The sequence below is a fragment of the Methylobacterium sp. E-046 genome, from assembly GCF_022829625.1.
In the GTDB taxonomy this organism is placed as follows: Bacteria; Pseudomonadota; Alphaproteobacteria; order Rhizobiales; family Beijerinckiaceae; genus Methylobacterium; species Methylobacterium longum.
In genome coordinates, this window is the sequence record NZ_JAKSYP010000252.1 from 66085 (window position 1) to 91466 (window position 25382).

At 71.0% G+C, this 25382-nt stretch carries 23 protein-coding genes; 6 read left to right on the forward strand and 17 right to left on the reverse strand.

What is annotated here, in order from left to right; translation table 11 throughout:
• Positions 1-51: 51 nt before the first annotated feature.
• Entirely contained in the window at positions 52-2094 is a 2043-nt protein-coding gene (locus MKK82_RS27540) for a protein meaA (protein WP_238286227.1), read from the reverse strand.
• 454 nt (positions 2095-2548) lie between these two features.
• Between MKK82_RS27540 and ccrA the strand changes: the two genes are divergently transcribed.
• Both ccrA and MKK82_RS27550 read left to right on the forward strand, forming a co-directional pair.
• Positions 2549-3835 carry a crotonyl-CoA carboxylase/reductase gene (gene ccrA, locus MKK82_RS27545; protein WP_238286226.1) on the forward strand — a complete coding sequence of 429 codons (1287 nt, stop codon included), beginning with the start codon at positions 2549-2551 and terminating at the stop codon, positions 3833-3835.
• Positions 3836-4000: 165 nt separating this feature from the next.
• Positions 4001-4300, forward strand: a complete 300-nt coding sequence (locus MKK82_RS27550) for an alkylphosphonate utilization protein (protein WP_238286296.1) — start codon at positions 4001-4003, stop codon at positions 4298-4300.
• Positions 4301-4325: 25 nt separating this feature from the next.
• On the opposite strand, the gene MKK82_RS27555 is transcribed toward MKK82_RS27550, so the two are convergent.
• Positions 4326-4604, reverse strand: coding sequence for a hypothetical protein (locus MKK82_RS27555; RefSeq protein ID WP_238286225.1), 279 nt, complete (start codon positions 4602-4604; stop codon positions 4326-4328).
• A gap of 100 nt (positions 4605-4704) precedes the next feature.
• Between MKK82_RS27555 and MKK82_RS27560 the strand changes: the two genes are divergently transcribed.
• The gene (locus MKK82_RS27560; protein WP_238286295.1) at positions 4705-6243 is read left to right on the forward strand and encodes a serine protease; all 1539 of its coding nucleotides are present in this window, start codon (positions 4705-4707) and stop codon (positions 6241-6243) included.
• 320 nt (positions 6244-6563) lie between these two features.
• Here MKK82_RS27560 and MKK82_RS27565 read toward each other — a convergent pair whose 3' ends face one another.
• The 8 genes from MKK82_RS27565 to MKK82_RS27600 all read right to left on the reverse strand — a co-directional run bounded on the left by MKK82_RS27565 (position 6564) and on the right by MKK82_RS27600 (position 12849).
• Positions 6564-6719: a DUF3309 domain-containing protein gene (locus MKK82_RS27565; RefSeq protein WP_091716874.1), complete on the reverse strand. Its 156-nt coding sequence runs from the start codon at positions 6717-6719 to the stop codon at positions 6564-6566.
• Positions 6720-6841: 122 nt separating this feature from the next.
• Positions 6842-7888: a cysteine synthase A gene (locus tag MKK82_RS27570; RefSeq protein ID WP_238286224.1), complete on the reverse strand. Its 1047-nt coding sequence runs from the start codon at positions 7886-7888 to the stop codon at positions 6842-6844.
• 138 nt (positions 7889-8026) lie between these two features.
• The gene (locus MKK82_RS27575) at positions 8027-8224 is read right to left on the reverse strand and encodes a hypothetical protein (RefSeq protein WP_238286222.1); all 198 of its coding nucleotides are present in this window, start codon (positions 8222-8224) and stop codon (positions 8027-8029) included.
• Positions 8225-8286: 62 nt separating this feature from the next.
• Positions 8287-9606: an MFS transporter gene (locus MKK82_RS27580; protein WP_238286220.1), complete on the reverse strand. Its 1320-nt coding sequence runs from the start codon at positions 9604-9606 to the stop codon at positions 8287-8289.
• Between the two features lie 315 nt (positions 9607-9921).
• A complete protein-coding gene (locus MKK82_RS27585; RefSeq protein ID WP_238286294.1) occupies positions 9922-10236 on the reverse strand; it encodes a hypothetical protein in 315 nt (104 codons plus the stop codon).
• A 230-nt stretch (positions 10237-10466) separates the two neighbouring features.
• Positions 10467-10952, reverse strand: coding sequence for an SRPBCC family protein (locus tag MKK82_RS27590; RefSeq protein ID WP_238286218.1), 486 nt, complete (start codon positions 10950-10952; stop codon positions 10467-10469).
• A gap of 165 nt (positions 10953-11117) precedes the next feature.
• Positions 11118-11756, reverse strand: a complete 639-nt coding sequence (locus MKK82_RS27595) for a L,D-transpeptidase (RefSeq protein WP_243987487.1) — start codon at positions 11754-11756, stop codon at positions 11118-11120.
• 109 nt (positions 11757-11865) lie between these two features.
• On the reverse strand, positions 11866-12849 hold the full coding sequence (locus MKK82_RS27600; RefSeq protein ID WP_243987488.1) for an NAD(P)H-dependent flavin oxidoreductase: 984 nt from the start codon (positions 12847-12849) through the stop codon (positions 11866-11868).
• 117 nt (positions 12850-12966) lie between these two features.
• On the opposite strand from MKK82_RS27600, the gene MKK82_RS27605 reads away from it, so the two are divergent.
• On the forward strand, positions 12967-13851 hold the full coding sequence (locus tag MKK82_RS27605) for a LysR family transcriptional regulator (protein ID WP_238286203.1): 885 nt from the start codon (positions 12967-12969) through the stop codon (positions 13849-13851).
• A gap of 104 nt (positions 13852-13955) precedes the next feature.
• Positions 13956-15248: an ArgE/DapE family deacylase gene (locus MKK82_RS27610; protein ID WP_238286202.1), complete on the forward strand. Its 1293-nt coding sequence runs from the start codon at positions 13956-13958 to the stop codon at positions 15246-15248.
• 108 nt (positions 15249-15356) lie between these two features.
• Here MKK82_RS27610 and MKK82_RS27615 read toward each other — a convergent pair whose 3' ends face one another.
• Both MKK82_RS27615 and MKK82_RS27620 read right to left on the reverse strand, forming a co-directional pair.
• Positions 15357-16418, reverse strand: a complete 1062-nt coding sequence (locus tag MKK82_RS27615; protein WP_238286201.1) for an SDR family oxidoreductase — start codon at positions 16416-16418, stop codon at positions 15357-15359.
• A gap of 118 nt (positions 16419-16536) precedes the next feature.
• On the reverse strand, positions 16537-17871 hold the full coding sequence (locus tag MKK82_RS27620; RefSeq protein WP_238286200.1) for an aspartate aminotransferase family protein: 1335 nt from the start codon (positions 17869-17871) through the stop codon (positions 16537-16539).
• 167 nt (positions 17872-18038) lie between these two features.
• Here MKK82_RS27620 and MKK82_RS27625 point away from each other — a divergent pair, with 167 nt between their 5' ends.
• Entirely contained in the window at positions 18039-18599 is a 561-nt protein-coding gene (locus tag MKK82_RS27625) for a cupin domain-containing protein (protein WP_238286199.1), read from the forward strand.
• A 111-nt stretch (positions 18600-18710) separates the two neighbouring features.
• Here MKK82_RS27625 and fdhE read toward each other — a convergent pair whose 3' ends face one another.
• From fdhE to MKK82_RS27650, 5 genes are all read right to left on the reverse strand, one after another.
• Positions 18711-19706, reverse strand: a complete 996-nt coding sequence (gene fdhE, locus MKK82_RS27630) for a formate dehydrogenase accessory protein FdhE (protein ID WP_238286198.1) — start codon at positions 19704-19706, stop codon at positions 18711-18713.
• A 4-nt stretch (positions 19707-19710) separates the two neighbouring features.
• Positions 19711-20433, reverse strand: a complete 723-nt coding sequence (locus MKK82_RS27635; RefSeq protein ID WP_238286197.1) for a formate dehydrogenase subunit gamma — start codon at positions 20431-20433, stop codon at positions 19711-19713.
• A gap of 324 nt (positions 20434-20757) precedes the next feature.
• Positions 20758-21690 carry a formate dehydrogenase subunit beta gene (fdxH, locus tag MKK82_RS27640; RefSeq protein ID WP_238286196.1) on the reverse strand — a complete coding sequence of 311 codons (933 nt, stop codon included), beginning with the start codon at positions 21688-21690 and terminating at the stop codon, positions 20758-20760.
• A gap of 15 nt (positions 21691-21705) precedes the next feature.
• The gene (fdnG, locus tag MKK82_RS27645; RefSeq protein ID WP_238286194.1) at positions 21706-24786 is read right to left on the reverse strand and encodes a formate dehydrogenase-N subunit alpha; all 3081 of its coding nucleotides are present in this window, start codon (positions 24784-24786) and stop codon (positions 21706-21708) included.
• A 153-nt stretch (positions 24787-24939) separates the two neighbouring features.
• A complete protein-coding gene (locus tag MKK82_RS27650; protein ID WP_243987490.1) occupies positions 24940-25281 on the reverse strand; it encodes a hypothetical protein in 342 nt (113 codons plus the stop codon).
• Between the last annotated feature and the right edge of the window lie 101 nt (positions 25282-25382).

The window sequence follows — 25382 nt, forward strand, 5'->3', positions numbered from 1 at the left end:
GCGCCGTCCTACGCGATCCCGCGGGCGACCGTGAGGGGGACCGATCCCCGGTCAGTAGACCTGCGCCTCCTCCCGCGGCCGGTCCTCGTGACCGTCCCGGCGATCCAGGTTCCTCTCCATCACCTTGGCGAGCCCGACCATGATCTGGTCGATGGCGTAGTCCTTCGGCGTGTAGACCGCGCGCACGCCCATATTCTTGAGGACCAGCTCGTCCTCGGGCGAGATGATGCCGCCGACCACGACCGGGACGTGGTCGAGCCCCGCTTCGCGCATCTTGGCCCGGACCTCGCGCACCAGCGGCACGTGGCTGCCCGACAGGATCGACAGGCCGACCACGTGGGCGCCGGTCTCCTTGGCCTTGGCGACGATCTCGGCCGGGGTCTGGCGGATGCCGTCGTAGGTGACGTCGAAGCCGACATCCCGGGCGCGCAGCGCGATCTGCTCGGCGCCGTTGGAGTGTCCGTCGAGGCCGGGCTTGCCGACCACGAGCTTGGGCGTCTCGCCGAGCCGCTCGCCGAGATCGGCGATCAGGAGCTTGGCCTCCTCGGCCGCCCCGGAGGAGACCGTCTCCAGGGTGACGCCGGTGGGCGCCCGGTACTCGCCGAAGACCGCGCGCAGGCGCGCGCCCCACTCGCCCGTCGTGACGCCGGCCTTCGCGGCCTCGATCGAGGGCGGCATGATGTTGGCGCCCGAGCGCGCCGCCTGCTCCAGGGCGTCGAGGGCGCGGCCCACGGCCCCCTCGTCGCGGCGGCCGCGCCATTCGCGGATGCGGTTCTGCGCCTCCATCTCCACGGTCTCGGAGACCGAGAAGATCGCGCCCTCCCCCGCGGTGAGCGGCGAGGGCTCGCCCTGCTGCCACTTGTTGACGCCGACCACGATCTGCTCGCCGGCCTCGATGGCCGAGATCCGGCGGGCGTTCGACTCCACCAGGGCGCGCTTCAGCGCCCCGGTCTCGACGGCCGCGACCGCGCCGCCGATGCCGCCGATCCGCTCCAGCTCGGCCCGGGTCTGCGCCTTCAGCGCCTCGACCTTGGCCTCGATCACGTGGCTGCCGTCGAAGATGTCGTCGTATTCCAGCAGGTCGGTCTCGAAGGCGAGGATCTGCTGCATGCGCATCGACCATTGCTGGTCCCAGGGGCGCGGCAGGCCCAGCGCCTCGTTCCAGGCCGGCAGCTGCACCGCCCGGGCGCGGGCGCGCTTCGAGAGCGTCACGGCCAGCATCTCGATCAGGATGCGGTGGACGTTGTTCTCCGGCTGCTGCTCGGTGAGCCCCAGCGAGTTCACCTGAACGCCGTAGCGGAAGATGCGCTTCTTCGGGTCGTCGATGCCGTAGCGCTCCTGGGCGATCTCGTCCCAGAGCTCCGCGAAGGCGCGCATCTTGCAGATCTCGGTGACGAACCGCAGCCCCGCATTCACGAAGAACGAGATCCGTCCGAACACGTCGGAAAAACTCTCGGCGTCGAATTCGGGATCGTCCCGCACCGTGTCGAGCACCGCGATGGCGATGGCCAGCGCGTAGGACAGTTCCTGGACCGGCGTCGCCCCCGCCTCCTGCAGGTGGTAGGAGCAGACGTTCATCGGATTCCACTTCGGCACGTTCTTCGTGGTGAAGAGGATCACGTCCTTGGTGAGCCGGAGCGACGGCGCGGGCGGGAACACGTAGGTGCCGCGCGACAGGTACTCCTTGATGATGTCGTTCTGGGTCGTGCCCTGGAGGGCGGCGATCGGCGCGCCCTGCTCCTCGGCCACCGCGAGGTAGAGCGCCAGCAGCCACGGGGCCGTGGCGTTGATGGTCATCGAGGTGTTCATCTGCGCGAGCGGGATGTCCTGGAACAGGGCCCGCATGTCGCCGAGATGCGCGATCGAGACGCCGACCTTGCCGACCTCGCCGCGCGACAGCTCGTGATCGGGGTCGTAGCCCGTCTGGGTCGGCAGGTCGAAGGCCACCGACAGGCCGGTCTGGCCCTTGGCGAGGTTGCCCCGATAGAGCTTGTTCGACTCCGCCGCAGTGGAGTGCCCCGCATAGGTGCGGATGATCCAGGGCTTGTCGCGGCTCGACTTGTCGCTCTTGGTCTCGGCGACGCTCGCGCCCATTCCTCGCCTCCGTGTGATCTTTGTATCCGCGCGCGGGGCGCGGCCTTCCGGCCACCGTAGCGAAGGCTTGGGCACGCGTCATCCGGGACGGAAGTGCAAGAGACGCCCGCGGGCCCCGCCCGGTCTTTAAAAAACTTGTCCCCCGCGACAGGCCGATTTGACGCGCGATCCCGGGTCAGCCTGCCGGACATTGGTATAAAGTCTACCCAGCTACCCTCCGGCAAGTCCGGGAAGGTCTCGGCGCCGGCGCCCGCAGGGTGGTCGCGTAATAATACTTGCTCTGCCGGCAAGGCGAATTTGAATACGTGGGCGCCCGCCCTGTGCCGACGGGTTTTTCATGTCGGAAACCTGCGGGTTTCGACTTTCGGCCCACTTGGAGGGCTTCGGCATCGCCGCTATAGCGCGAGTGAGAACCGCGGCCGTGAGAATCACGCGGGACGAAGAGGAGAGCGAGATGGCGGCGAGCGCTGCGGTCGGTCCGAAGGAAGCCGAGGTCAAGGACCTCTACGAGATGGGCGAGATCCCGCCGCTGGGTCACGTGCCGGCCAGGATGTATGCCTGGGCGATCCGGCGCGAGCGCCACGGACCCCCGGAACAGTCCCACCAGCTCGAGGTGCTGCCGGTCTGGGAGATCGGCGACGACGAGGTGCTGGTCTACGTCATGGCCGCGGGCGTGAACTACAACGGCGTCTGGGCCGGGCTCGGCGAGCCGATCTCGCCCTTCGACGTGCACAAGGGCGAGTACCACATCGCCGGCTCCGACGCGTCCGGCATCGTCTGGAAGGTCGGCGCCAAGGTGAAGCGCTGGAAGGTCGGCGACGAGGTCATCGTCCACTGCAACCGCGACGACGGCGACGACGAGGAGTGCAACGGCGGCGACCCGATGCTCTCGCCCTCGCAGCGCATCTGGGGCTACGAGACCGGGGACGGCTCCTTCGCGCAGTTCTGCCGGGTGCAGTCCCGCCAGCTCATGACGCGGCCCAAGCACCTCACCTGGGAGGAGGCGGCCTGCTACACGCTGACGCTGGCCACCGCCTACCGCATGCTGTTCGGCCACGCCCCGCACACGGTGAAGCCGGGCCAGAACGTGCTGATCTGGGGCGCCTCCGGCGGGCTGGGCGTGTTCGGCGTGCAGCTCTGCGCGGCCTCCGGCGCCAACGCCATCGCGGTGATCTCGGACGAGTCGAAGCGCGACTACGTGATGAGCCTGGGCGCCAAGGGCGTCATCAACCGCAAGGACTTCGACTGCTGGGGGCAGCTCCCGAAGGTGAACAGCCCCGAGTTCCACGCCTGGACCAAGGAAGCGCGGAAGTTCGGCAAGGCGATCTGGGACATCACCGGCAAGCAGGACGTCGACATCGTGTTCGAGCATCCCGGCGAGGCGACCTTCCCGGTCTCGGCGCTGGTGGTGAAGCGCGGCGGCATGGTGGTGTTCTGCGCCGGCACGACCGGCTTCAACATCACCTTCGACGCCCGCTACGTCTGGATGCGGCAGAAGCGCATCCAGGGCTCGCACTTCGCCCACCTGAAGCAGGCCTCGGCGGCGAACCAGTTCGTGCTCGATCAGCGGATCGACCCGTGCATGAGCGAGGTCTTCCCCTGGGACAAGATCCCCCAGGCCCACACCAAGATGTGGAAGAACCAGCACCCGCCGGGCAACATGGCGTGTCTGGTCAACGCCCCGCGCGCCGGGTTGCGGACCGTCGAGGACGTGATCGAGGCCGGACCGCTGAAGCGGTAAGGCCGGGTCGCCGGACCGGCCCGCGCGCGAGGCCGGTCCGATCGGCTAGGGTCCGGCCGTCCCGCGCCGAATCGGCGACCGGTTGGATGTGCCGGGACGCGCGTGTATGACGGGCCTGCGGGATCCGGACAGGACCGGGTCCCGATCCGGACCGGGGGCACGGCTTTGAGCGGCGGCGACGAGGCTTACGTCTACGACGAGGCGACGGGTGAATGGCTTCCGCCAGGGACCGCAGGCGCGGCGCCCGAGGTGGTGCAGGTCCGCGACGCGGCCGGCAACAGCCTCGCCGACGGCGATTCGGTCACACTGATCAAGGACCTTAAGGTCAAGGGCGCCAATCAGACCCTGAAGCAGGGCACGGTCATCCGGTCGATCCGGCTCACGGACGATCCGGAGGAGATCGACTGCCGGCACGACACCATCAAGGGCCTCGTCCTGCGCACCGAATTCGTGCGCAAGCGCTGATTCGGCTTCCCCGGCCCCCGCGGCTTCAACGCTTCCGCGTCTCCTCCTGCGGCAGGTGACGCCCGTAGGCCTCCTGCTTTTCCGCACGCTCTTGGATCAGGTCGGCATAGGCCTGACGCATCTCCGGGGAGACGCTGACGCTCTTGCCCTTGGTGGGCTTGCGCTTGGGCGCCTTCTTGAACGTGTTGTTGGTGTCGCTCATGCCGGGCTCCGTGTCGAACCGTGGCGGCATCGCGTGGCCCGCGAGGGCCGGAACGGCGACCCGGCCGCCGCCGGAGGCCGGATGTTGCGCCCTGTAGCGCATCGCGGCCGCCGACGCACGACGCGATGGCGAACGACGCGGTTTCGCCTGGCCTGCCGCCGGAGCCTCTGACAGGATCGGCATCGTGCAGGTGGGGGCCGTCATGGATTCGGGTGAGCTGTCGCGGAACGGAGTTCCGGGAGCCCGGCCCCCGCGTCGTCGCGCAGCGGTGTGCCTCCTCGCGATCCTGCTCGCCAGCGGGGTCGTCCACGCCCAGGACGGCCCCGTCCCGCCTCACCCCGCCCCGCCCCGTCCCGTTCCAAACCGCCCCGTCCCACCCCCGGCCGCCCCGCCCCGGGCCGCGCCGAAACCGCCGCCCGCTGCCGGGGCGCCGGCCGATCTCGCCTTCGAGGGCGCGAAGGCGGCCTTCGAGGCCCTGCCCGAGGCGGACCGCAAGGCGGTTCAGGAGGCTCTGGTCTGGACCGGCGACTTCAACGCCGTGGTGTCGGGCACGTTCGGGCGCCGGACCTTCGAGGCGCTCAGCGCCTATCAAGCCCGGTCCGGTCCGGCCGATCCCCTCGATCCGCGCGGACGGGCGGCGCTCCTGGCCGCCGGCGCAGCGGCCCGGACGGCGGCGCGCTTCCGGGTCGCAGTCGATCCGGGCACCGGCGCCGTCATGGGCGTTCCGGAGCGCCTGCTGGCGAAACGCACCGCCCTCCCCGCCGGGACCCGGTGGCAGAGCCAGGACGGGCGCGTCACCCTGGAATCCCGAGCCTTTCCCCCCGAGACCGAAACCCTGGATGCCCTGTTCGAGAAGGCCACCGCGCCGCTTCCCGGCCGCAAGGTCACCTACAAGCTGCGACGGCCCGACATCGTGGTGGTCACCGCCGAGACCGGACCGGGACTGTCCTACATCCGCTACGCGGCCGGGCCGCAGGGCGTGCGCGGCTTCCTGTTCGGCTACGACCGCGCCCTGGCTCCGGAGGTCGACCGGCTCGTGATCGCCGTGGCGAACGCCTTCGAGCCGTTCCCGGATCCCGCCGGCTCAGGGCCGGCCGCGCCGGCTCAACCCCCCGCGCTGCCTCCTCCGGTGAGCCTCGCCGCCGCGGCCCCGGCGGGCGCCGGTCTCACGGTGGCGCCCGGCCGCGTGCTGACGGCCGCCGCCGCGCTGGAGGGTTGCGCCCTGCCGCGAATCGGCGCGGCGCCCGCGCGGCTGCTCGCCACCGATCCGGCCGGACTCGCGCTTCTCGATGCGCCCGGCGCCCCTGCCCCGCTCCGGCCCGCGATCCGCGCGGAGCCCGGTCCGCCCGAGGACGGCGTGATCGCCCTCGCGCCCGGTGCGGACGGGATCCAGGCCGCTCCGGGTGAGGTCCAAGGGACCGACGTGATCGCCGCACTCCAGCCGGGCTCCGCCGGCGCGCCGGTGCTCGACCGGTCGGGTGCCCTCGTCGGGCTCGTCGCCCGCTACCCCACGGCGCCGCGCCGGATCGCCGGGGTGGTGCCGCCAGCGCGCCTGCCGCTGGTGCCGGCGCGGGCCGTGGCGGCGTTCCTCGATGCCCAAGGTGTCGCTGGGCCAAATCTCGCTGGGCCAGGTCTCGCTGGGCCAAATCTCGCCGGGCCAGGTCCCCCCGGGACGGCCCCACGCCGGGCAGACGGACCCGGCGCGGTCGCGCCCGCCGTGGTGGGGATCACCTGCCGCTGAGCGCAGGGGCATCGGCTTGCCCAAGGGGCGCGATGGGATCCCGAAGGCCTCCGCGGCTTCCGCCGCGCGCGGCATCTCGGGAGGGTAGGGCGCGGGTTGCGCCTCCCGTCGGGGCCTCGTGGCGTCGGATCCCGCGGGGGCGGGCCGACACCATCGGCCGGATCCTCGCCCGGTAGGCGGGTCGCCCCGCAGGACCCGCGGTCCTGCAGTGAAACCCGCTCCGGGCCGGTCCCGGACCCGACGCGATCTGGATCGGTTCCGGGCTTTGATCGCCCGCACCCGCCGTCGAAGTCGTGTCGGCCCCGGCGGCGGGCTCGGAGTCAGAGCCGGCCGGTGACCAGCAGCACGATCAGCACGATGAGCAGGATGCCGCCGAGACCGAAGCCGGGGCCGCGATAGGCGCCGCCGCCGAGGAAGCCGCCGCCACCGAAGGCCAGGATGATCAGGATGATGAGGATGATGGTGACGAGGGACATGGTCGGGCTCTCCGGACGGTCGCGCTGGTGCGAGCGTGACCGTTCAAACGCTGCGACAATCCGTTCCGTTCAACGCCAAGCTCCGCTTTTGTGAGGAAACTTCCGCATGACGTCCCGGGGCCTCAGGCGTGCCAGTCCGGCAGCGGGTCCTGCGGTGCGTCGAGCCAGCCCGGGACCGGCAGGCCCCGCTCCGTGAGGAAGGCCGGATTGAACAGCTTCGAGGCGTAGCGCGCCGCCCCGTCGCACAGGATCGTCACCACCGTGTGGCCGGGCCCGAGGTCCCGCGCCAGCCGGATCGCCCCTGCGACGTTGATCCCCGACGAGCCGCCCAGCGACAGCCCCTCCTCCCGCATCAGGCCGAAGACGATGTCGAGGGCCTCGCGGTCGGGGATGCGGTAGGCCAGATCCGGGGTGAAGCCGTCGAGGTTCCGGGTGATGCGACCCTGGCCGATGCCCTCCGTGATGGACGAGCCCTCCGCCTTGAGGGTGCCGTTCGTGTAGTGGGCGTAGAGGGCCGAGCCCTCGGGATCGGAGAGCGCGATCCGCACCTCCGGATTCCGGGCGCGCAGGGCCGCGGCGGTGCCGGCGAGCGTGCCGCCCGTGCCGGCCGCGCAGACGAAGCCGTCGACCCGTCCGCCGGTCTGGTCCCAGATCTCCGGGCCGGTGCCCTCCACGTGCGCCTGCCGATTGGCGACGTTGTCGAACTGGTCCGCGAAGAAGGCGCCGGCCGGCTCCGTGGCGGCGAGCTTCTCCGCGAGACGGCGGGCCACGTGGACGTAGTTGTCGGAGTTGGCGAAGGGCACGGCCGGCACCTCCACCAGCCGGGCGCCGGCGAGGCGCAGGGTCTGCTTCTTCTCCTCGGACTGGGTGACCGGGATGACGATCAGCGTCCGGTAGCCGCGCACGGAGGCCACCAGGGCGAGGCCGATGCCGGTGTTGCCGGCGGTGCCTTCCACGATCGTCCCGCCCGGCCGGATCAGGCCCTTCGCCTCCGCGTCCTGCACGATGGACAGCGCCGCGCGGTCCTTCACCGACAGGCCGGGATTGAGGAACTCGGCCTTGCCGTAGATGGCGCAGCCGGTCTCCTCGGAGGCGCGGCGCAGGCGGATCAGCGGCGTGTGGCCGATGGCGGAGAGGACATCGGAGGCGCTGCGATTCGGTTCGGTCATGGCGGGAAAGTAGGAGAACGCCGCCGCGCTGGCGAGCTACAACGTTCCACCGCGGTGCGGTTGATCCGCAAGCCTATCCCGATTGACGCCGGTCCCGAACGACGTCCGATCTCCCCGCGCGATCCACGGGGTCGCCGGTCAGACCCGCAGGTCGACGCTCTGTCCCTGCCCGGGCGGGGCGGGCGGACCGGCACTCGCGGCCTGGGCCGCGCCGTCCGCCACCAGCCCGGCGACGGCCTTGTCGGCCGCGAGCTGCTGCCGGGCCACGGCGATGCCGATCTGCTGGTTCTGGGACGCCGCCAGCATCTGGACGGCGGTGGTCGCGATGGGATCCATGCCGCCGATCCTAGCGCACCGGCCTGAATCTCCGGTTAGCCGAATCCGCGGCTTTCGATCGATCAATCGTCCAGGAAGCCACGCTGCCGCGCGCGGTAGCCGCCGATCAGCGTCACGCAGACGAAGGACACGCCCGCCAGGACCGTCCCGAACACCGCGATCGGCCACCAATGGCCCTGGAAGCGCTCGGCCAGCACGGTGCCGATGATCGGCGTCAGCCCACCGGCCAGCGCGCCGCAGAACTGGTAGGCGATGGAGATCGCCGTGTAGCGCACCCGGGTCGGGAAGGCGCCCGCCAGGTAGCCGGCGATCACCGCGTAGAAGGTCGCGGTGCCGATCACGTTCAGGGCGAGGCCGAGGACGATGAACGTCACCGACTTTGTCTCGACGAGCCAGAACAGCGGGTACGGGGCGAGCATCGCCCAGACCAGTGTCCCCTGCAGGAACAGCCGCTCGTTGCGGATCGCTTCCGCGATCCGGGCGCCCACCGGGGTCATCACCAGCTGAACCACGGCGCCGATCAGCAGGGCGTCGAGGATCGTCGCCCGCGCGATGCCGAGATACTGCGTGGTGAACGCGATCATGAAGGTGTTGAACAGGTAGACCGAGGCGATCGCGAAGGTGTTGGCGCCCGCCGCCAGCAGCACCGGCTTGAGGCAGGTCGTCAGCACCTCGCGCACGGGGGCGGCGGGCGGTCCGCCCGCCGCGCGGGCCTTCTCGAAGGCCGGCGATTCCGCGACGCCGAGGCGGATCGCCAACCCCACGAAGAGTAGCAGGATGCTCACCAGGAACGGCACCCGCCAGCCCCAGGTCAGGAAGCTCTCCTTGTCGAGGAGCCCCGCGAGCCGGAAGGCCAGCAGCGACAGGATCTGCCCGGCGGGGCTGCCGAGCTGCGCGAAGGAGGCGAAGAAGGTGTTGCGACCGGCCGGCGCGTGCTCGGCGGCCATCAGCACCGCTCCACCCCATTCGCCGCCGACCGCCAGCCCCTGGATCAGCCGCAGAACGACCAGCATCACCGGCGCCCAGATCCCGACGGAGGCATAGGTCGGCAGCAGCCCGATGCACGAGGTGGCGATGCCCATCATCACCAGTGTCGCCACCAGGGCGCGCTTGCGCCCGAACCGGTCGCCGAGATGCCCGAAGATCAGGCCGCCGAGCGGCCGGGCCAGGAAGCCCACCGCGAAGGTGCCGAAGGCCGCGAGCGTCGCGATGTAGGGCGATTCCGCCGTGAAGAAGAGCGGCCCGAACACCAGGGCCGCCGCGGTGCCGTAGATGAAGAAATCGTACCACTCGATCGTGGTGCCCACGAAGGCCGCGAGCGCCGCGCGGGCGGACTGGTTCTGTCGGGGCCCGGCGGCCGGGGCTGCGGTGGTGACGGCCATCGATCCTCGCGTGGAATTATGAATTCAGATGGAGGCCCTGCATGCGCCTTTCGGCCGGGGCACCGCAACGCCTGCCGCGACGGGAATATGCCCGGGAGGGACGCGGCAGCGCGCCGGTCACGGGTGGGCGCCCCCGACCCCCGCCGTCCCCGTGGGGTTCGCGCGCGAGGCGGCCAGCCAGAGGAATGCCTCCCACGAGGCGTCGTCGCCCGCGCCTCGGGATGGGGCGCGGGAGGGGCATCCTCGCAGGGCGGACCGCTTCATTGCGCGACGGCGGCCGATCCCCCGGTCCGGAGCGGGATCGTCGCAGCGCGCTCAGCGGTAGCCGTAGCGGCTCTTGGCGGCGGCCAGGAGGTGCAGGGCCTCGCCCGACTTGCCCGCGGAGCATTCCGCGGCGGCGTGCCCGAGGTCGGCGTCGAAGCGCTCGCCCACCGGCTTGTTGAGGTTTCCGGTGGCCACGTCGCTGGCCACGATCGCCCGGGTGCGGGCGATCTCGGGGCCGCACCCGCTGCCCGTGGGCAGGACCAGGGGGGCCGGGACGATGGGCGAGGGCTCCGCGACCGCGGGGGCGGCGCGCTGCTGGCAGGCGCCGAGTGCCGCCACGGCGGCAAGGGCGAGGCTGAGGCGCATCGGGAGGCGGGACGCGGTCACGGCGGTCTTCCTGTTGGGGCGCGGAGTGCTGCGCCGGCAGGGTTCTGGGCCGAGCTTGGCAGTGCGTCAATCGTCGGCGCGACACGCCCCCTGGGGGCGTCGCGGGACGCGGGAGGAACCGGTCGGGCGAAATCGTTTCGTCATCGCAGGAACTTGGCGCGCGCGGCTGCCATCTGGCTTCAGCCGCGCGCGCCAAATCGTGACGGGGACTACTTGGCCTTGTCGCCGAGCGCCTTCAGGCCGGAATCGTAGATGCCTTGAACCGCGTCGGTCGCGACGGTGTCGGGGGCGCCCTTGGCGTTGAAGGTCCCGGTCCAGGTCACCTTGGATCCGGAGCCCGCCGGGGCGACCGAGAGGGTCGACTTGTAGTCGGAGACCGGCAGCGGGCTCTCCAGGATCGTGTAGGTGTAGCTCATCACCTTGTCGTCCCGGGAGACCTGCTCCTCCTTGATGGTGCCGCCGCCCTTGAGGCTCAGGGTGCGGACCTTCATGCCGTCCTTGTCGGACAGGGCGCATTTCTCGATGGCCGGGTGCCAGTCGCCGATGCCGCAGAACTCGCCGATGGTCTGCCAGACCTTGGCCGGTGGCGCGGCGATGTCGGCCGAGCGCGTCACCTCCAGGGCGTAGCCCGGCACGGTGGCGGCGGCGAGCGCCAGGGCTGCGAAGGGAAGGGACCGGCAGAAAGTAATGGGCATCGTGGGGGTGTCTCCGTCCGTCTCAAGTCGCGGCAGGGGCCGCGCAGGCTCTGAAGGCCGCGGGGGAGCTAGGCCGGGATGGCGCCCGCGGCAATGGGCCGGGCCCACGGAGCGTGACGTCCGCACGCGGACGACGCGGTCGCGGCCCGGCGGCCGTGGTCCGGCCTACCAGCCGTCCATCGCGTCCGCGCCGGCCGGGTAGCCGTATCCGGCGGCCGGCGCGTAGGCGGGTTGGGCGGCGGGCCGGTAATAGGCCGGCAGCGACCGGCGGCCCATCTGGTCGCCATCGGCCAGCAGATCGTCCGCCGCGTAGGGGTTGCGCTGCCGGGCGACGCGGATGCCGCGCTGCCCGCGCTCCTCCACCGGGGCATCGGCACCCTCGATGACGAACCGCGTCCGTCCGATGCCCTGGGCCTTCACGAGGTTGAACAGGGTCGCGGCGTTCCGCACCGACAGCCGCACGCAGCCGTGGGAGGCCGCCCGCCCGAGGCTGCGGACGTGGTTGGTGCCGTGGATCGCGTGGCCCTGGTTGGTGAAGAACATCGCGAACGGCATCGGCGCGTCGTCCCACTCCCGGGAGAAGTGGGTGCGCTCCATCCGGAATGGGCGATAGGAGCCGGACGGGGTGTCGTAGCTCGCGACGCCCGTGGAGACCGGCCAGGAATAGCGGGGCTGGCCGTCCACCGAGACCTCCATCCGCTGGGCGCCCTTGTCGACGCTGACGAGCACGTCCGCCGACGCGCCGCCCGGGACCGCAGCCCAGAGAAGGAGCCCCGACAGGACCGAGACCAGACCGATACGCATGAACGACCCCGACCGAGAAACCGCAACGGTTTGCCACACGCTAAGCCGTTGGCAACAGCGCGGTTCCGGCCGGCCCGGGTCATGCGTAGTCACGCCGGGCGGAGAGCCGTCACGATGCCGCGACCAACCGGGCATTGCGCAGGAGGCAGGCTTCCGCCTCGTCGGCGATCCGCCGCACCAGGGCGCCGGCCTCCGGCAGGTCGTCGATCAGCCCCACGGCCTCGCCGACGGTGACGTTGGCCACATCGTAGTCGCCCGCCGCGTCCGCCTCGGTCACCGCCCGCCCCCGCTCGGCGGCGTGGGCGCGCAGGTCGTCCTCGCGGCCGTGCCAGGTCTCGATGAAGGCGTTGCGCAGGAGCCGTCCGGTGTAGGCGGCCGGCCAGGGCCGCTGCCGGGCGATGTCGTAGACCTGCGTCCGCACCGTGTCGTCGCCCGTGGCCGCGAGCACCCGCTGCTTCGCGGCGGGATGGATCAGCGCCTCCCGGCTCGCCCAGAATCGCGTGCCCATCAGGGCGCCGTCGGCCCCGAGCGTCAGGGCGGCGGCGAGCCCGCGCCCGTCCGCGATGCCGCCGGCCGCCAGCAGCAGGGTCTCGGGCCGTTCCCGGGCGATCAGGTCGGCCACGGCCGGCACGAAGGCCAGGGTGCCCCGCGCGGTGAGCCCGTGGCCGCCGGCCTCCGTGCCCTGCGCCACGACGGCAGTCGCCCCGACCTCCAGGGCCCGCCGGGCCTGGGCGAGGGTGTGCACCTGGCAGATCAGCGCGATGCCGGCGCCGTGGATGCGGTCCGCGAAGGGGGCCGGATCGGCGAAGGACAGCATCAAGGCGGCCGGCGCGCGGGCCAGCGCCGCATCGAGGAGCGAGGGGTCCCGGGCCATCGACCACGTGATGAAGCCGCAGCCCACCCGCTGGTTGCCGGCCGCCGCGAACTCGCGCGTGAGCCGGTCGTGCTCGCCGTAGCCGCCGCCGATCAGCCCCAGGCCGCCGGCCGCGCTCACCGCCGCCGCGAGGGCGCCCCCCGCGGCGGGGTCCATGGGTGCGAGGACGATCGGATGCCGGAGGCCGAACGCCTCGGTCAGTCGTGTCCGCAGGGCCATGGTTTCCTCCTCCGCGCGCGCGCCGCCGTGCCCGCATCGCCCGGCCGTGCCTTAGCGAATGGCTTGACGCGTGAAAAACGATTCCTTCAGAAGGAAGTCATCTGGAAAGCAGATGGCATGAACAGCACCGACCTGATGTTCTTCGCGGCCGTGGCCGAGACCGGCGGCATGGGCCGGGCGGCGGCGCGGCTCAACACGGTCCAGTCGAACGTGACCGGCCGGATCCGCGCCCTGGAGCAGGCGATGCGCGTGCCATTGTTCCATCGCGGCAGCCGCGGAGTCACGCTGACCCGGGCCGGGGAGCGCCTGCTGCCCTACGCGATCCAGGTCGGGCGCTTGCTGGCCGAGGCGCATCACGCGGTCCTGGCCGAGGGCGAGCCCCGCGGGCCGCTGCGGATCGGCGCCATGGAGACGACCGCCGCCCTGCGCCTGCCCGGCCCGCTGGCGGATTTCGCCGGCCGGCATCCGGAGGTCGACATCGAGCTGGAGACCGGCCCGACGGAATGGCTGATCGGCCGGGTCCTCGACCGGTCCCTCGAGGGCGCCTTCGTGGCCGGGCCGGTGGTGCAGGCCGCACTCACCGCGATCCCGGTCCTGACCGAGGACCTTGTCCTGGTGGCCCCACCGTCCGTCTCCGGGCTCGCGGACTTGCTCGACGGGCTGGCCCGTGCCCGGGAGGCCAAGGTGCTGGTCTTCCGCGCCGGCTGCTCGTACCGCAGGCGCCTGGAGGCGTTCCTGGCCGACCGGGGGCTGGTGCACGTGCGCCGCATGGAGTTCGGCACCCTGGACGGCATCCTCGGCTGCGTGGCGGCCGGGATGGGCGTGACCCTCATCCCGCGCGTCGTCGCCGAGCCCGCTCGCCGGGCGGGACGCGTCTCCGTCCACGGGCTGCCCGACAGGGCCGGACGCGCCGAAACCGTCCTGGTCCATCGCGGCGACGGACAGCCGAGCGTCGCCTTCGCGCGGTTCGCCGAGCAGGTCCGGACAGCCTTTCCGGCGTGACCGGGCGTCCCGGTCCGCGGCATGGAATATGCCGTCGACAACCGCCGGTTGACAGTCGCCCGAGGCCGGGCGCTTCCTCCGGCCACAACCGGTTTGGAGTTTCCATGGCCCTCGACCCTGCCCTCGCCGCCGAGATCGAAGCCGCCGTGGCGGAGGGGTTCGCCGATCAGGTCGCCCACACGCAGGCGCTGGTCCGGTTCGCCTCCCTGCGCGGCGAAGAGCACGCCTGCCAGGATTACGTGTTCGAGCAGTTCCGCGCCCGCGGCTACGCCACCGAGCGCTTCGCCATGGACCGCGCCGCCATCGCGGCCCATCCGGGGGGCTCGAAGATCGACGAGGCCCGCCATTCGGATGCGCCGATCGTCGTCTGCCACCACCGGCCGAGCACCGAGACCGGGCGCTCCCTGATCCTGCAGGCCCATGTCGACGTGGTGCCGCCGGGGCCCCTCGACCTCTGGACCCATCCGCCCTTCGATCCGGTGATCGCGGGCGACTGGCTGTACGGCCGGGGCGGCGGCGACATGAAGGCCGGGCACGCCGCCAACCTGTTCGCCCTCGACGCCCTGGCCCGCCTCGGCCTCCAGCCGGCGGCCTCCGTGACGGTCCAGTCCGTGGTCGAGGAGGAATCCACCGGCAACGGCGCCCTGATGACCCATCTGCGCGGATACCGGGCCGATGCCGTGCTGATCCCGGAGCCCGAGGACGAGAAGCTCGTGCGCGCCAATACCGGCGTGCTGTGGTTCACCGTGGAGGTGCGGGGCGTGCCGGTCCACGTCCGCGAGATGGGCGCGGGCGCCAACGCCATCGACGCGACCTACCGGGTGATCGGCGCCCTGCGCGACGTCGAGGCCCGCTGGAACGCCGAGAAGGCCGCGCATCCGCATTTTGAGCGGGAGGACCACCCGATCAACCTGAACATCGGCCGGATCGAGGGCGGCGACTGGGCCTCCTCGGTGCCGGCCTGGTGCCGGATCCACTGCCGGGTCGCGCTCTACCCGGGCGTGAGTGCCGCGCAGGCCGCCGCCGAGATCGAGGCCGCCGTCTCCGGTTTCGCCCGGCGCGATCCGTTCCTGGCCAACAGCCCGCCGCGCGTGGTGTTCAATGGCTTCTTCGCCGAGGGCTACGTACTGGAGGAAGGCTCCGAGGCCGAGGCGGTGCTCGGCCGCGCCCACGAGCGGGCGATCGGGTCACCGCTGCAGAGCTTCATGACGGCGGGCTACCTCGATACCCGGGTGCACGCCCTCTACGACCGGGTGCCGGCCCTCTGCTACGGCCCGACCTCCCAGAACATCCACGGCTTCGACGAGCGCGTGAGCCTCGCCTCGGTCAAGCGCTGCACCACCACGATGGCGCTGTTCGTGGCCGAGTGGTGCGGGACCGAGCGCAAGGCCAAGTGACGGTGGCAGGCGAGGGGCCGGGGCCGGCGCGGGTCCCCTCTCCCCTGCGGGCGCGGAAGCCCGTCGCCGCCGGCGGAGACCGACGCACGATTGCCGGACAGCCTCGGATCAGGGGATGAGCCGGTCCGCGCGGAGCTGGCCGAACAGGTCGTAGAAGGCGTCGTCGGTGGGCTGGTAGGCGGTGAAGCCGAGGCGCCGGCTCTTGCTCATGTCGGTGACGACCTCGATCGGCCGGCCGAGATCGGCATCCGTGTGCCAGGCGGAGGCCAGCTTCTCGAGGTTCGGCTCGGCGAGGCCGTACCGTTGCGCGATCTCGGTCCAAGCCGGCCCGTCCTGGGCCATCCGCGGCTCGAGCGGCCGGTGCGTGCCGTCGAACGGCACCGCCTCGATCCCGAACCAGTCGGCGATCCGGCCCCACATCCAGCTCCAGCGGAAGACGTCGCCGTTCACGACGTTGAACGCCTCGTCGGCGGCCTTCGGCTCCGTCGACGCCCAGAGCAGCTGGCGGGCGAGCAGCCGCGCGTCGGTCATGTCGGTGAGCCCGTTCCACTGCGCGGCCGAGCCCGGGAAGACGAACGGACGCCCCGTCTCCCGGCACAGGGTGGCGTAGCAGGCGAGCGTCGTGCCCATGTTCATGGCGTTGCCGACCGCCTTGCCGATGATCGTGTGGGGGCGATGGACGCTCCAACTGAAGCCGTCGCGCCCGGCGGCCGCGAAGACCGCGTCCTCCTGGGCGTAGTAGAAATTCTCGATGTCGAGCCGACCTTGGTCCTCGCGGAACGGCGTCTGCGGCAGGGTGCCTTTGCCGTAGGCCTCGAACGGCCCGAGATAGTGCTTCAGCCCGGTCACCAGGGCGACGTGGCGGACGCTGCCCTTCGGGCGCAGGGCATCGAGGACGTTCTCGATCATGGCCCGGTTGACGCGGATCATCTCGGCTTCCGTGGGGCGCCGCTGCCAGGTCGCGAGGAACACGTGCGACGGGGCCAGGTCGGCCAGCGCCCGCTCCAGGGAGGCCGGATCCTGCAGGTCGCCGACCACCGGCTCGACGCCCGCCTGGGCCACCGGATGCCGCGCGAGGCCCGCGACCCGCCAGCCCTCCTGGGTGAGCAGCGCCGCGGTGGCGCTGCCGACGATCCCGCTGGCGCCGACGATCAGGGCGGTGTTCGACATGGAAAGCCTCGCTGCAAACCCTCGCCCCCGAGATCCGGCCCGAGGCCGGGTCCGGGGAGATGCGGCGGGCGGGCGCCCGCCGCAAGGGCGCGCGGCGCCGGGCTTGCCTGCGTGGGGCTCAGGCGACCCGGTCGATCGCCGCGCCGAGGACGTCCACGATCTCGCCGATCTGGCCGCGCTCGATGATCAGCGGCGGTGACAGGGCGACGATGTCGCCGGTCACCCGCGTGAGCAGGCCGCGCTCGAAGCAGTCCACGAACACGTCGTAGGCGCGCTTGCCCGGCGCGTCCGGCCGCGGCGCCAGCTCGATGCCGGCGATCAGCCCGATGGTGCGGATGTCGATGACGTTCTTGCGCCCGCGCAGGTCGTGCATCGCTGCCGCCCAGTCGTCGGCGATGTCGGTGACGCGGGTCAGCAGCCCCTCGTCCCGGTAGATGTCCAGCGTCGCGAGGCCGGCCGCGCAGGCGACCGGGTGCCCGGAATAGGTGTAGCCGTGGAACAGCTCGATCCCGTCCGGGCCGTGCATCAGCCCGTCGTGGACCGCGCGGCTCGCGAAGACCGCGCCCATCGGCACCGTGCCGTTGGTCAGGCCCTTGGCGCTGGTCACGAGGTCGGGGACGACGCCGAAAAAGTCGGTCGCGAACGGCGCACCCAGGCGGCCGAAACCGGAAATGACCTCGTCGAAGATCAGCAGGATGCCGTGCCGCGTGCAGATCTCGCGCAGGCGCTCGAGGTAGCCCTTCGGCGGGATCAGCACGCCGGTCGAGCCCGCCACCGGCTCGACGATGCAGGCCGCGATGGTCTCGGCCCCGTGGAGCGCCACCAGCCGCTCCAGGTCCTCGGCGAGCTCCATCCCGTGCTCGGGCTGGCCCTTCACGAAGGCGTTGCGGGCCGGATCGTGGGTGTGGCGCAGGTGGTCGGTGCCGTTGAGCTGCGGGAAGACCCGCCGGTTCGACACGATGCCGCCGACCGAGAGCCCGCCGAAGCCGACGCCGTGATAGCCGCGCTCCCGGCCGATCAGCCGGGTGCGGGTCCCCTGCCCGATCGCCCGCTGGTAGGCGAGCGCGATCTTGAGGGCGGTGTCGACCGATTCCGAGCCGGAATTCGTGAAGAACACCCGGTCGAGGCGCTGGTCCGGGCCGCCCGGCGCGATCTCGGCGAGGCGCTCGGCGAATTCGAAGGCGATGGGGTGGCCCATCTGGAAGGTGGGGGCGAAGTCGAGGGTCGCGAGCTGGCGCTCCACCGCCGCCCCGATCCCCCGGCGCCCGTGCCCGGCATTGACGCACCAGAGGCCCGCCGTGCCGTCGAGGACCGTGCGGCCGTCATCGGCGGTGTAGTGCATGCCCTCCGCCGACACGAGCATGCGCGGCGCCGCCTTGAACTGGCGGTTGGCCGTGAACGGCATCCAGAAGGCGTCCATCGCGGGCGTGTTGCGGAGCGGATGGTCGGTCATGGGGCGGCTCTCCGGGGCGGGCGGCGCGGATCGGGCGACACGATCAGGGGACACCTTCGCGGATCGGGCAACAAGTCCTTTTCTGATCGCCGCCAACCCCTTGCAGGAATGGGGCCGCGGGTGGCACCGTTGCGGGATCCGCAACAGCTGAAACGGGTCCGGTCCGGATGAGCATCGATGTCGGGGCGCGCCTGCGCTTCGTGCGCGCCCGCCACGGCCTGTCCCAGCGGACGCTCGCCAAGCGCGCCGGCGTGACCAACTCGGCGATCTCGCTGATCGAGGGCAACCGGGTGAACCCGTCGGTGGGGGCGCTCAAGCGGATCCTCGACGGGGTGCCGATCGGCATGGCCGAGTTCTTCGCCCTGGAGCCCGAGCCGGAGCGCAAGGCGTTCTTCGCCGCCGAGGACCTGACCGAGATCGGCCGGCGGGCCGCCAAGGGGGCGATCTCGTACCGTCAGGTCGGCGACAGCCTGTTCGGGCGCAAGCTCCAGATCCTCAAGGAGCGCTACGAGCCCGGCGCCGATACCGGCCGGGTGCCGCTCTCGCACGAGGGCGAGGAGGGCGGCATCGTGCTCTCCGGCCGCCTGGAGGTCACCGTGGATGCGGAGCGCCGGATCCTGGGCCCCGGCGACGCCTACAGCTTCGACAGCCGTCGCCCGCACCGCTTCCGCTGCGTCGGCCCCAACCCCTGCGAGGTGGTGAGCGCCTGCACGCCGCCGAGCTTCTGAGGGGCGCAGGCCGGCCGATCCCGCGGGGGCATGCCGCCCGCCCCGCCGGGATCGGGACGCGGGCCGAATGCGTGGCCGCCCGGCGCCGCGGCCGGGCGGACCGCGGTGGCGCTAGATCACGAACAGCAGGTTCAGCCCGGCCCGCCGGAAGCCTTCCTCGGCGATCTTCAGATCGAGCCCGTAGGTGGCGATGTCGTCCGCCACGGGGTCGAGGCCCGGAGCCCGGTGCTGGTGCAGGTGCTTGATGTAGCTGTGGCAGGTCGTGCAGGTCTCCACTTGGACGTCCTTCGAGATCTCGTCGAGGCCGTAGTAGCTGATGCCTTCGCCGGAGCCGCAGGCGGTGCAGCGGATGCGGACGTGGTTCCAGTACGTGCCGCAGAGCGAGCAGCTGAGATACCGGGCCTTGTCGGCCGGGGTCCACGCCACCACGACGCTCGCCACCGGCGCGCCGCCGCAGCACGGGCAGACGCCGTCCGCCACCGGCTTCAGGACCTTCGTGTCCAGGCGCGCGGCCTGCTCGGCGAGGCGGATCTGCAGGGCCGCCGACACGAACACGCATTCGGCGATCCGGTCGACCGGCAGCGCGCCCTCGAAGACTTGGAGGGCGAGGTCGCGGCGATCCTCCTGGGACGCCGCCCGCAGGCTCGCGCGCGCCGCGGCCGAGGCCTCGGGCGCCGTGGCGAGGTCGAGGGCATCGAGGAGCGCCAGCAGGCAGGCGTCGAAGCCCCGGTCCGCCTCCAGGCTGTGCCGCGACAGGGGCGGCATGCCGTGCTCGCTGCGAAGCGCCAGATCGGCGGCGTCCGGGAGCGCGGCGGGCTGACCCGTCGCCCGGGTCGCCGCCTGCACCTGGGCCTGGGCGCGGGCGACTTCGGCGACGAAGCGCAGGTAGGCCTCCAGCGGATGCCCGGGCGCGGCCTCCGACAGGCGCGCGGCCCGGTCGGCGAACAGCGTTGTCGGGTCGGGCAGGCGCACGAACGGCACCGAGCCCGAGATGCCGATCTTGTCGGGATCCGGCTTCAGCTCGTTAAAATCCCGACGGCGGGGCTTGGGCTCGGCCTGAGGGGCCGGCGTGCCCTGCGCGGGCCTGCGCTTGAAGAAACCAGCCACGTCCTCAGGATCCGCGCTTGTCCACAGAGCCATGGCGGGCCTTGCCGCCGGCGATCTGCCGGAACCACTTGCGGTGATGCCGGTAGGCCCAGCCGCCCGTGACCGTGCCGCGCACCATCGCCCGGCCGGTGCCGCGCACCCAGATGCCCGCGTAGATGTGCACCACGATGATGGCGATGGCGATCACGGCGGCCAGCGAGTGGGCGAGCAGCGCCCAGCGCTGGGTCTCGATGGAGGTCAGCCCGCCGAAATAGGTGTTCCAGATCACGAGGCCGGTGACGAACATCACGCCGATCAGCGCGGTCTGGCCCCAGAACACGCCCTTCTGGCCGGCATTGTACTTGCCGAGTTCCGGCAGCCGGTCCTCGCGGTTGGTGACCACGTCGCCGATCTTCATCGACCACTCGAGATCGTCCTTGTTGGGGATGTTGAGCTTCCAGAAGCGCACGAACAGGAAGAAGAAGCTGACGGCGAGCGCCACGCCGAACCACGGGTGGACCGCCCGGGTCGCCTGCCCGCCGCCGAACAGGCCGGTGAGCGAGAACAGGTAGGGCGTGAACATCGCGAGACCCGAGAGGGTCAGCAGGGTGAACAGGATCGCGGTGATCCAGTGGTTCACGCGCTGCACGCCCGTGTAGCGCGGGACGTACAGCACCTCCGGCGCCTCGGATTTGGCGTGGTGGAGGGGGCGGGTATCGCCGTCCCGGATATCGTTCTGGCTCGTCATCGGCCTTCACTCGCCTGACGGGGCCGACGCCGCGGCGCGGATCGGCCTTGAAACTTACGGTAGGGCGGCGTGGCCTCGATGGTTCCACCCTGTCGGTTCCGGATCCGCGCGGCTCTCCCTCGCCCTATGGGAGAGTGAGGCCCCTGCGCCAGCAGGGATCCGGAGGTCTGTCCCGGCCTCAGAAAGCGGCGGAGCGGGCGTGGCGGGCACAGCGTCGCCTGTCCCGTCGCTCCCGCCTCACGCCCCGTCCGGGAGCCACCCTCCCCTGAGGGAGGAGGGCGTACGCGGCGTCGCCCGGGCCGGCCTGCCGGCCCGGGATCCCCCTCAGTGCGGCCGCGCCTCGCCGCCGGACTCGCGGCGCTTGGCCTCGTCGTACTCGACCGCCTCTTCCTCTTCCTCGGGCACGACCTCGTTGGGGCCGGCCGTCACATAGTGAAAGAAGCCCGCCACCGCGGCGAAGCCCATCGCGGCGAGACCGAACACCTTGGCGCCGCCCTTCCAGAAGGCCACCAGCGGCGAGATCTTCGGGTCGTTCGGCAGGCCCGCATAGAGGCTCGGCTGGTCCGCGTGGTGCAGCACGTACATGACGTGCGTGCCGCCGACGCCCGCCGGATCGTAGAGGCCGGCCTTGTCGAAGCCGCGCGACTTCAATTCGTCCACGCGGTCGTGGGCCTGGTCGAGCATGGCCTGCTTGGTGCCGAACATGATCGAGCCGGTCGGGCAGGCCTTGGCGCAGGCCGGAGCCTGCCCCACCGCCACCCGGTCCGAGCACAGGGTGCACTTGTACGCCTTGTGGTCGGTCTGGCTGATGCGCGGGATGTTGAAGGGGCAGCCCTTCACGCAATAGCCGCAGCCGATGCAGTTCTCCTCGATGAAGTCGACGATGCCGTTGGAGTACTGCACGATGGCGCCGGGCGACGGGCAGGCCTTCAGGCAGCCCGGCTCGGTGCAGTGCATGCAGCCGTCCTTGCGGATCAGCCATTCGAGGTTGTTGGTCTCCGGGTTCTCGTACTCGGTGAACCGCATCAGGGTCCACGACTTCGGCGTGAGGTCGTGGGGATTGTCGTAGACACCGCGATTGATGCCGATGTCGTCGCGCAGGTCGTTCCACTCCTCGCAGGCCGACTGGCAGGCCTTGCAGCCGATGCACTTCGACACGTCGATGAGCTTGGCGACCTCCACCTGGCGGCGGATCTCCGGCGGCGTCTCCGTGGAGGCGGAGCGCTGGCGGATGTCGAGGGAGCTGTAGTCGGCCATGTTTCAGCGTCCCCCTTACGCGACCGCGTCCGACGGAGGCGTGGTCGGCTCGATGTTCACGAGCCAGGCCTTGAACTCCGGCGTCTCGGTGTTGGCGTCGCCCACGACCGGCGTGAGCGAGTTCGGGTGCCATCCTTTCTTGGTCAGGCCCATGAAGCCCCAGTGCTGCGGGATGCCGACGACGTGGACGGGCTTGCCGTCGCAGATCAGCGGCTTGATGCGCTTCGTCACCACCGCCTTGGCCTTCAGGGATCCGCGCTTCGACCAGACGCGGACCCATGAGCCCTTGGTGATGCCCTTCTCCTTGGCGAGCTCCTCCGAGATCTCCACGAAGGCCTCCGGCTGGAGGATCGCGTTGATCCGGGCGTGCTTGGTCCAGCCGTGGAAGTGCTCGGTCAGGCGGTAGCTCGTCGCCGCGTAGGGGAAGTCCTTCGCGTCGCCGAGATCGGCCAGATCGTCCTTGAAGATGCGGGACGCGGGCGCGCCCTTGATCTTCGGGAAGGCGAGGTTGGCCACCGGGGACTCGAACGGCTCGTAGTGCGTCGGGAACGGCCCGTCGCGCATGAGGCCCCGGGTCCACAGGCGGGCGACGCCCTCCTGGTTCAGGATGAACGGCCCGACGCCCTTATCGGGGGCGACCGTCACGCCGTAATCCGGCACGTCGAAGCCGATCCACTGCTTGCCGTTCCACTCGATGAGCTTCTTCTTCTCCGACCACGGACGCCCCTCGGGGTCGCACGAGGCGCGGTTGTAGAGCACGCGGCGGTTGGCCGGCCACGCGAAGGCCCAGTTCGGCGCGATGCCGCGGTCGCCGGGATCGGTATTGTCCCGGCGGGCCATGGTGTTGCCCTTCTCGGTGTAGCAGCCCGAGTAGATCCAGCACGCACAGGCGGTCGTCCCGTCGTCCTTGAGCTGGGCGAAGCCGTCGACCTGCTTGCCCGCCGGGATGATGGTCCCGTTGAGGTCCGGCGTCGGCGCCACCGTGTAGCCGTTGAGCTCGCGGGCGAGCTCCGTCGGCGTCGGCGACTCCGCCATCGCGTAATCCCACTTCAGATTGACGATCGGGTCCGGGAAGGCTCCGCCGTCCTTCTTGTAGGCCGCCTTCACGCGGAGGAAGATTTCCGACATGATCTCGATGTCCGAGCGGCACTCGCCCGGCGCTTCCTGCGCCTGCCAGTGCCACTGCAGCCAGCGGCTGGAGTTCGAGAGCGAGCCTTCCTCCTCCACGAACAGGGTGGTCGGCAGCTCGAACACCTCGGTCTGGATCTGGGTCGGATCGACGTCGTTGTACTCGCCGTGGTTTTCCCAGAACCGGGCCGTCTCGGTCTTCAGCGGATCCATCACCACGATGAATTTCATCTTGGAGAAGGCTTCCGTCATCTTGGCCCGGTTCGGGAACGACAGCAGGGGGTTGAAGCCCTGGATGACGTAGCCGGTCATCTTGCCCTGCTTGGCGAGCTCGAACCCGCGCAGCACGTCGTAGGTCGGCACGTCGAGCTTGGGCAGGTAGTCGTAGGCCCAGTCGGTCTCCTTGGTGGCCTTGTCGCCCCACATCGCCTTCTGGAACGAGACGAAGAACTTGTTGTAGTTCTGCCAGTAGCTCGTCTGCCCGGGACGCAGCGGCTTGAACTGCCGCTTGGCGATGTAGCTCGCGTAGTCGGGCTCCTTCTCCACCGGGATGTTCAGATAGCCGGGGATGAGATTGCTCATCAGCCCGATATCGGTCAGCCCCTGGATGTTGGAGTGGCCGCGCAGGGCCTGCATGCCGCCGCCGAGCACGCCGATATTGCCCAGCAGCGTCTGCACGATGCACATCGAGCGGATGTTCTGCGAGCCCTTGGAATGGTGCGTCCAGCCGAGGGCATAGAGGGAGGCCATCGACTTCTCGGGGGACGCCGTGGTCGCCATCAGCTCGCAGACCTTCAGAAAGGTCTCCTTGGGCGAGCCGCAGATCCTCTCGACCATCTCGGGCGTGTAGATCGCCAGATGCTTCTTGAGGAGCTGCATGACGCAGCGGGGGTGCTGCATCGTCTCGTCGACCACCGCGTAGCCGTCGGGGCCGATCTCGTAGTCCCAGGTGGTCTTGTCGTAGTCGCGCTTGTCCGCGTCGTAGCCCGTGAACAGCCCCTCGCTGAAGTCGTAGCCCTCGCGGACCACGTACCCGGCGTTGGTGTAGGCGGAGACGTAGCGGTGCTGCAGCTTGTCGTTGTCGAGCAGGTACTTGGCCACGCCCGACAGGAACGCGATGTCCGAGCCCTGCCGGATCGGGCAGTAGAGGTCGGCCACCGACGCCGTGCGGGTGAAGCGCGGATCGACGACGATCAACTTGGCGTTGTTATGGGCCTTCGCCTCGACGACCCACTTGAAGCCGCAGGGGTGCGCCTCGGCGGCATTGCCGCCCATCACGGTGATCACGTCCGCGTGCTTGATGTCCATCCAGAGGTTGGTCATCGCACCGCGTCCGAAGGAGGGCGCCAAACTGGCGACCGACGGACCGTGTCAAACCCTGGCCTGATTGTCGAAGACCAGGGCCCCCATGCTTCGGACTGTCTTGTAGGTCAGCCACGCCGTCTCGTTGGTGGTGGCCGAGGCACCCAGGAAGCCCGTCGTGGTCCAGCGGTTGACCGTCAGGTCGCCGTTCTTGGCCACGAAGTTCCGGTCGCGATCCTCCTTGAGGAGCTTCGAGATCCGGTCGAGGGCGAAGTCCCACGAGACGCGCTTGAATTCCGTCGCGCCCGGGGCCCGGTGGAGCGGGTACTTGGTGCGGGTCTCGGCATGCACGAAGTCGAGCAGCGCCGAGCCCTTCGGGCAGAGCGTGCCGCGGTTGACCGGATGGTCGGGATCGCCCTCGATGTGCATCACCGAGGAACGCGCGTTCTTCGACCGGTCGCCCAGGCTGTAGAGGATCACGCCGCACGCCACCGAGCAGTACGGGCACGTGTTGCGGGTCTCGCGCATCTGCGCGAGCTTGAAGGGCCGCACTGCGGCGGCCATGGCGGGCTCGAGGCCGCCGAACCCGAGCGCGCCGAGCGAGCCGCCCGCGAGGCCGGCGCCGGCCCCCTTGAGCAGGCCACGCCTTGAGACCTGGACCGTCATCTCCGCTCCATAAAGCGATTTGGTATAGTTCCAGGGTCTCCCAAAAAAGCGTGCCACAGGCAAGTGTGGTCGCGTGACACAGCAAGTCCCCGTGTCGGGCGCGGCTCGGCACGTTTACCGCCCCGGTATCATCCTGGGGGAGAACGCCTTTTTCTACTTGCTGGGAACCGCGGGGTTCATACCCGAGGGGCTCGCCGTGCGGTGCTCCAGGGGAGCCTGCGGCTCCGTAACTGTGGAGCCGCCGGGCTGGGCGGGCGGGACCGGGCGGTCGGCGTTCTCCTTGATCGAGTGGCCGCCCGGGTCGGGCGCGTCCTTGGCGGCCGATTGCTCCCGGGGCACGGGCGCCTGGCTCCAGCCGTCCTGGGCGCTGCGGGACTTGTCGCCCATGGCGTCGATGCCCTTGATCTCGCCGGGCTTCGTCTGCGCCAGCGCCGACGAGCCGGTCGCGGTCGCCGCGAGCAGGGCCAGGACGGACAGGGACAGGGGACGGGACACGGCGAGACTCCGGGCGGCGGGTTGGAACAGCCGGGCAACGTGTCCCTCGCGGCGGCAGTTCCGGTCCGCGGCGGCGAGGCATCCCCGGTCACGGGTCCTTA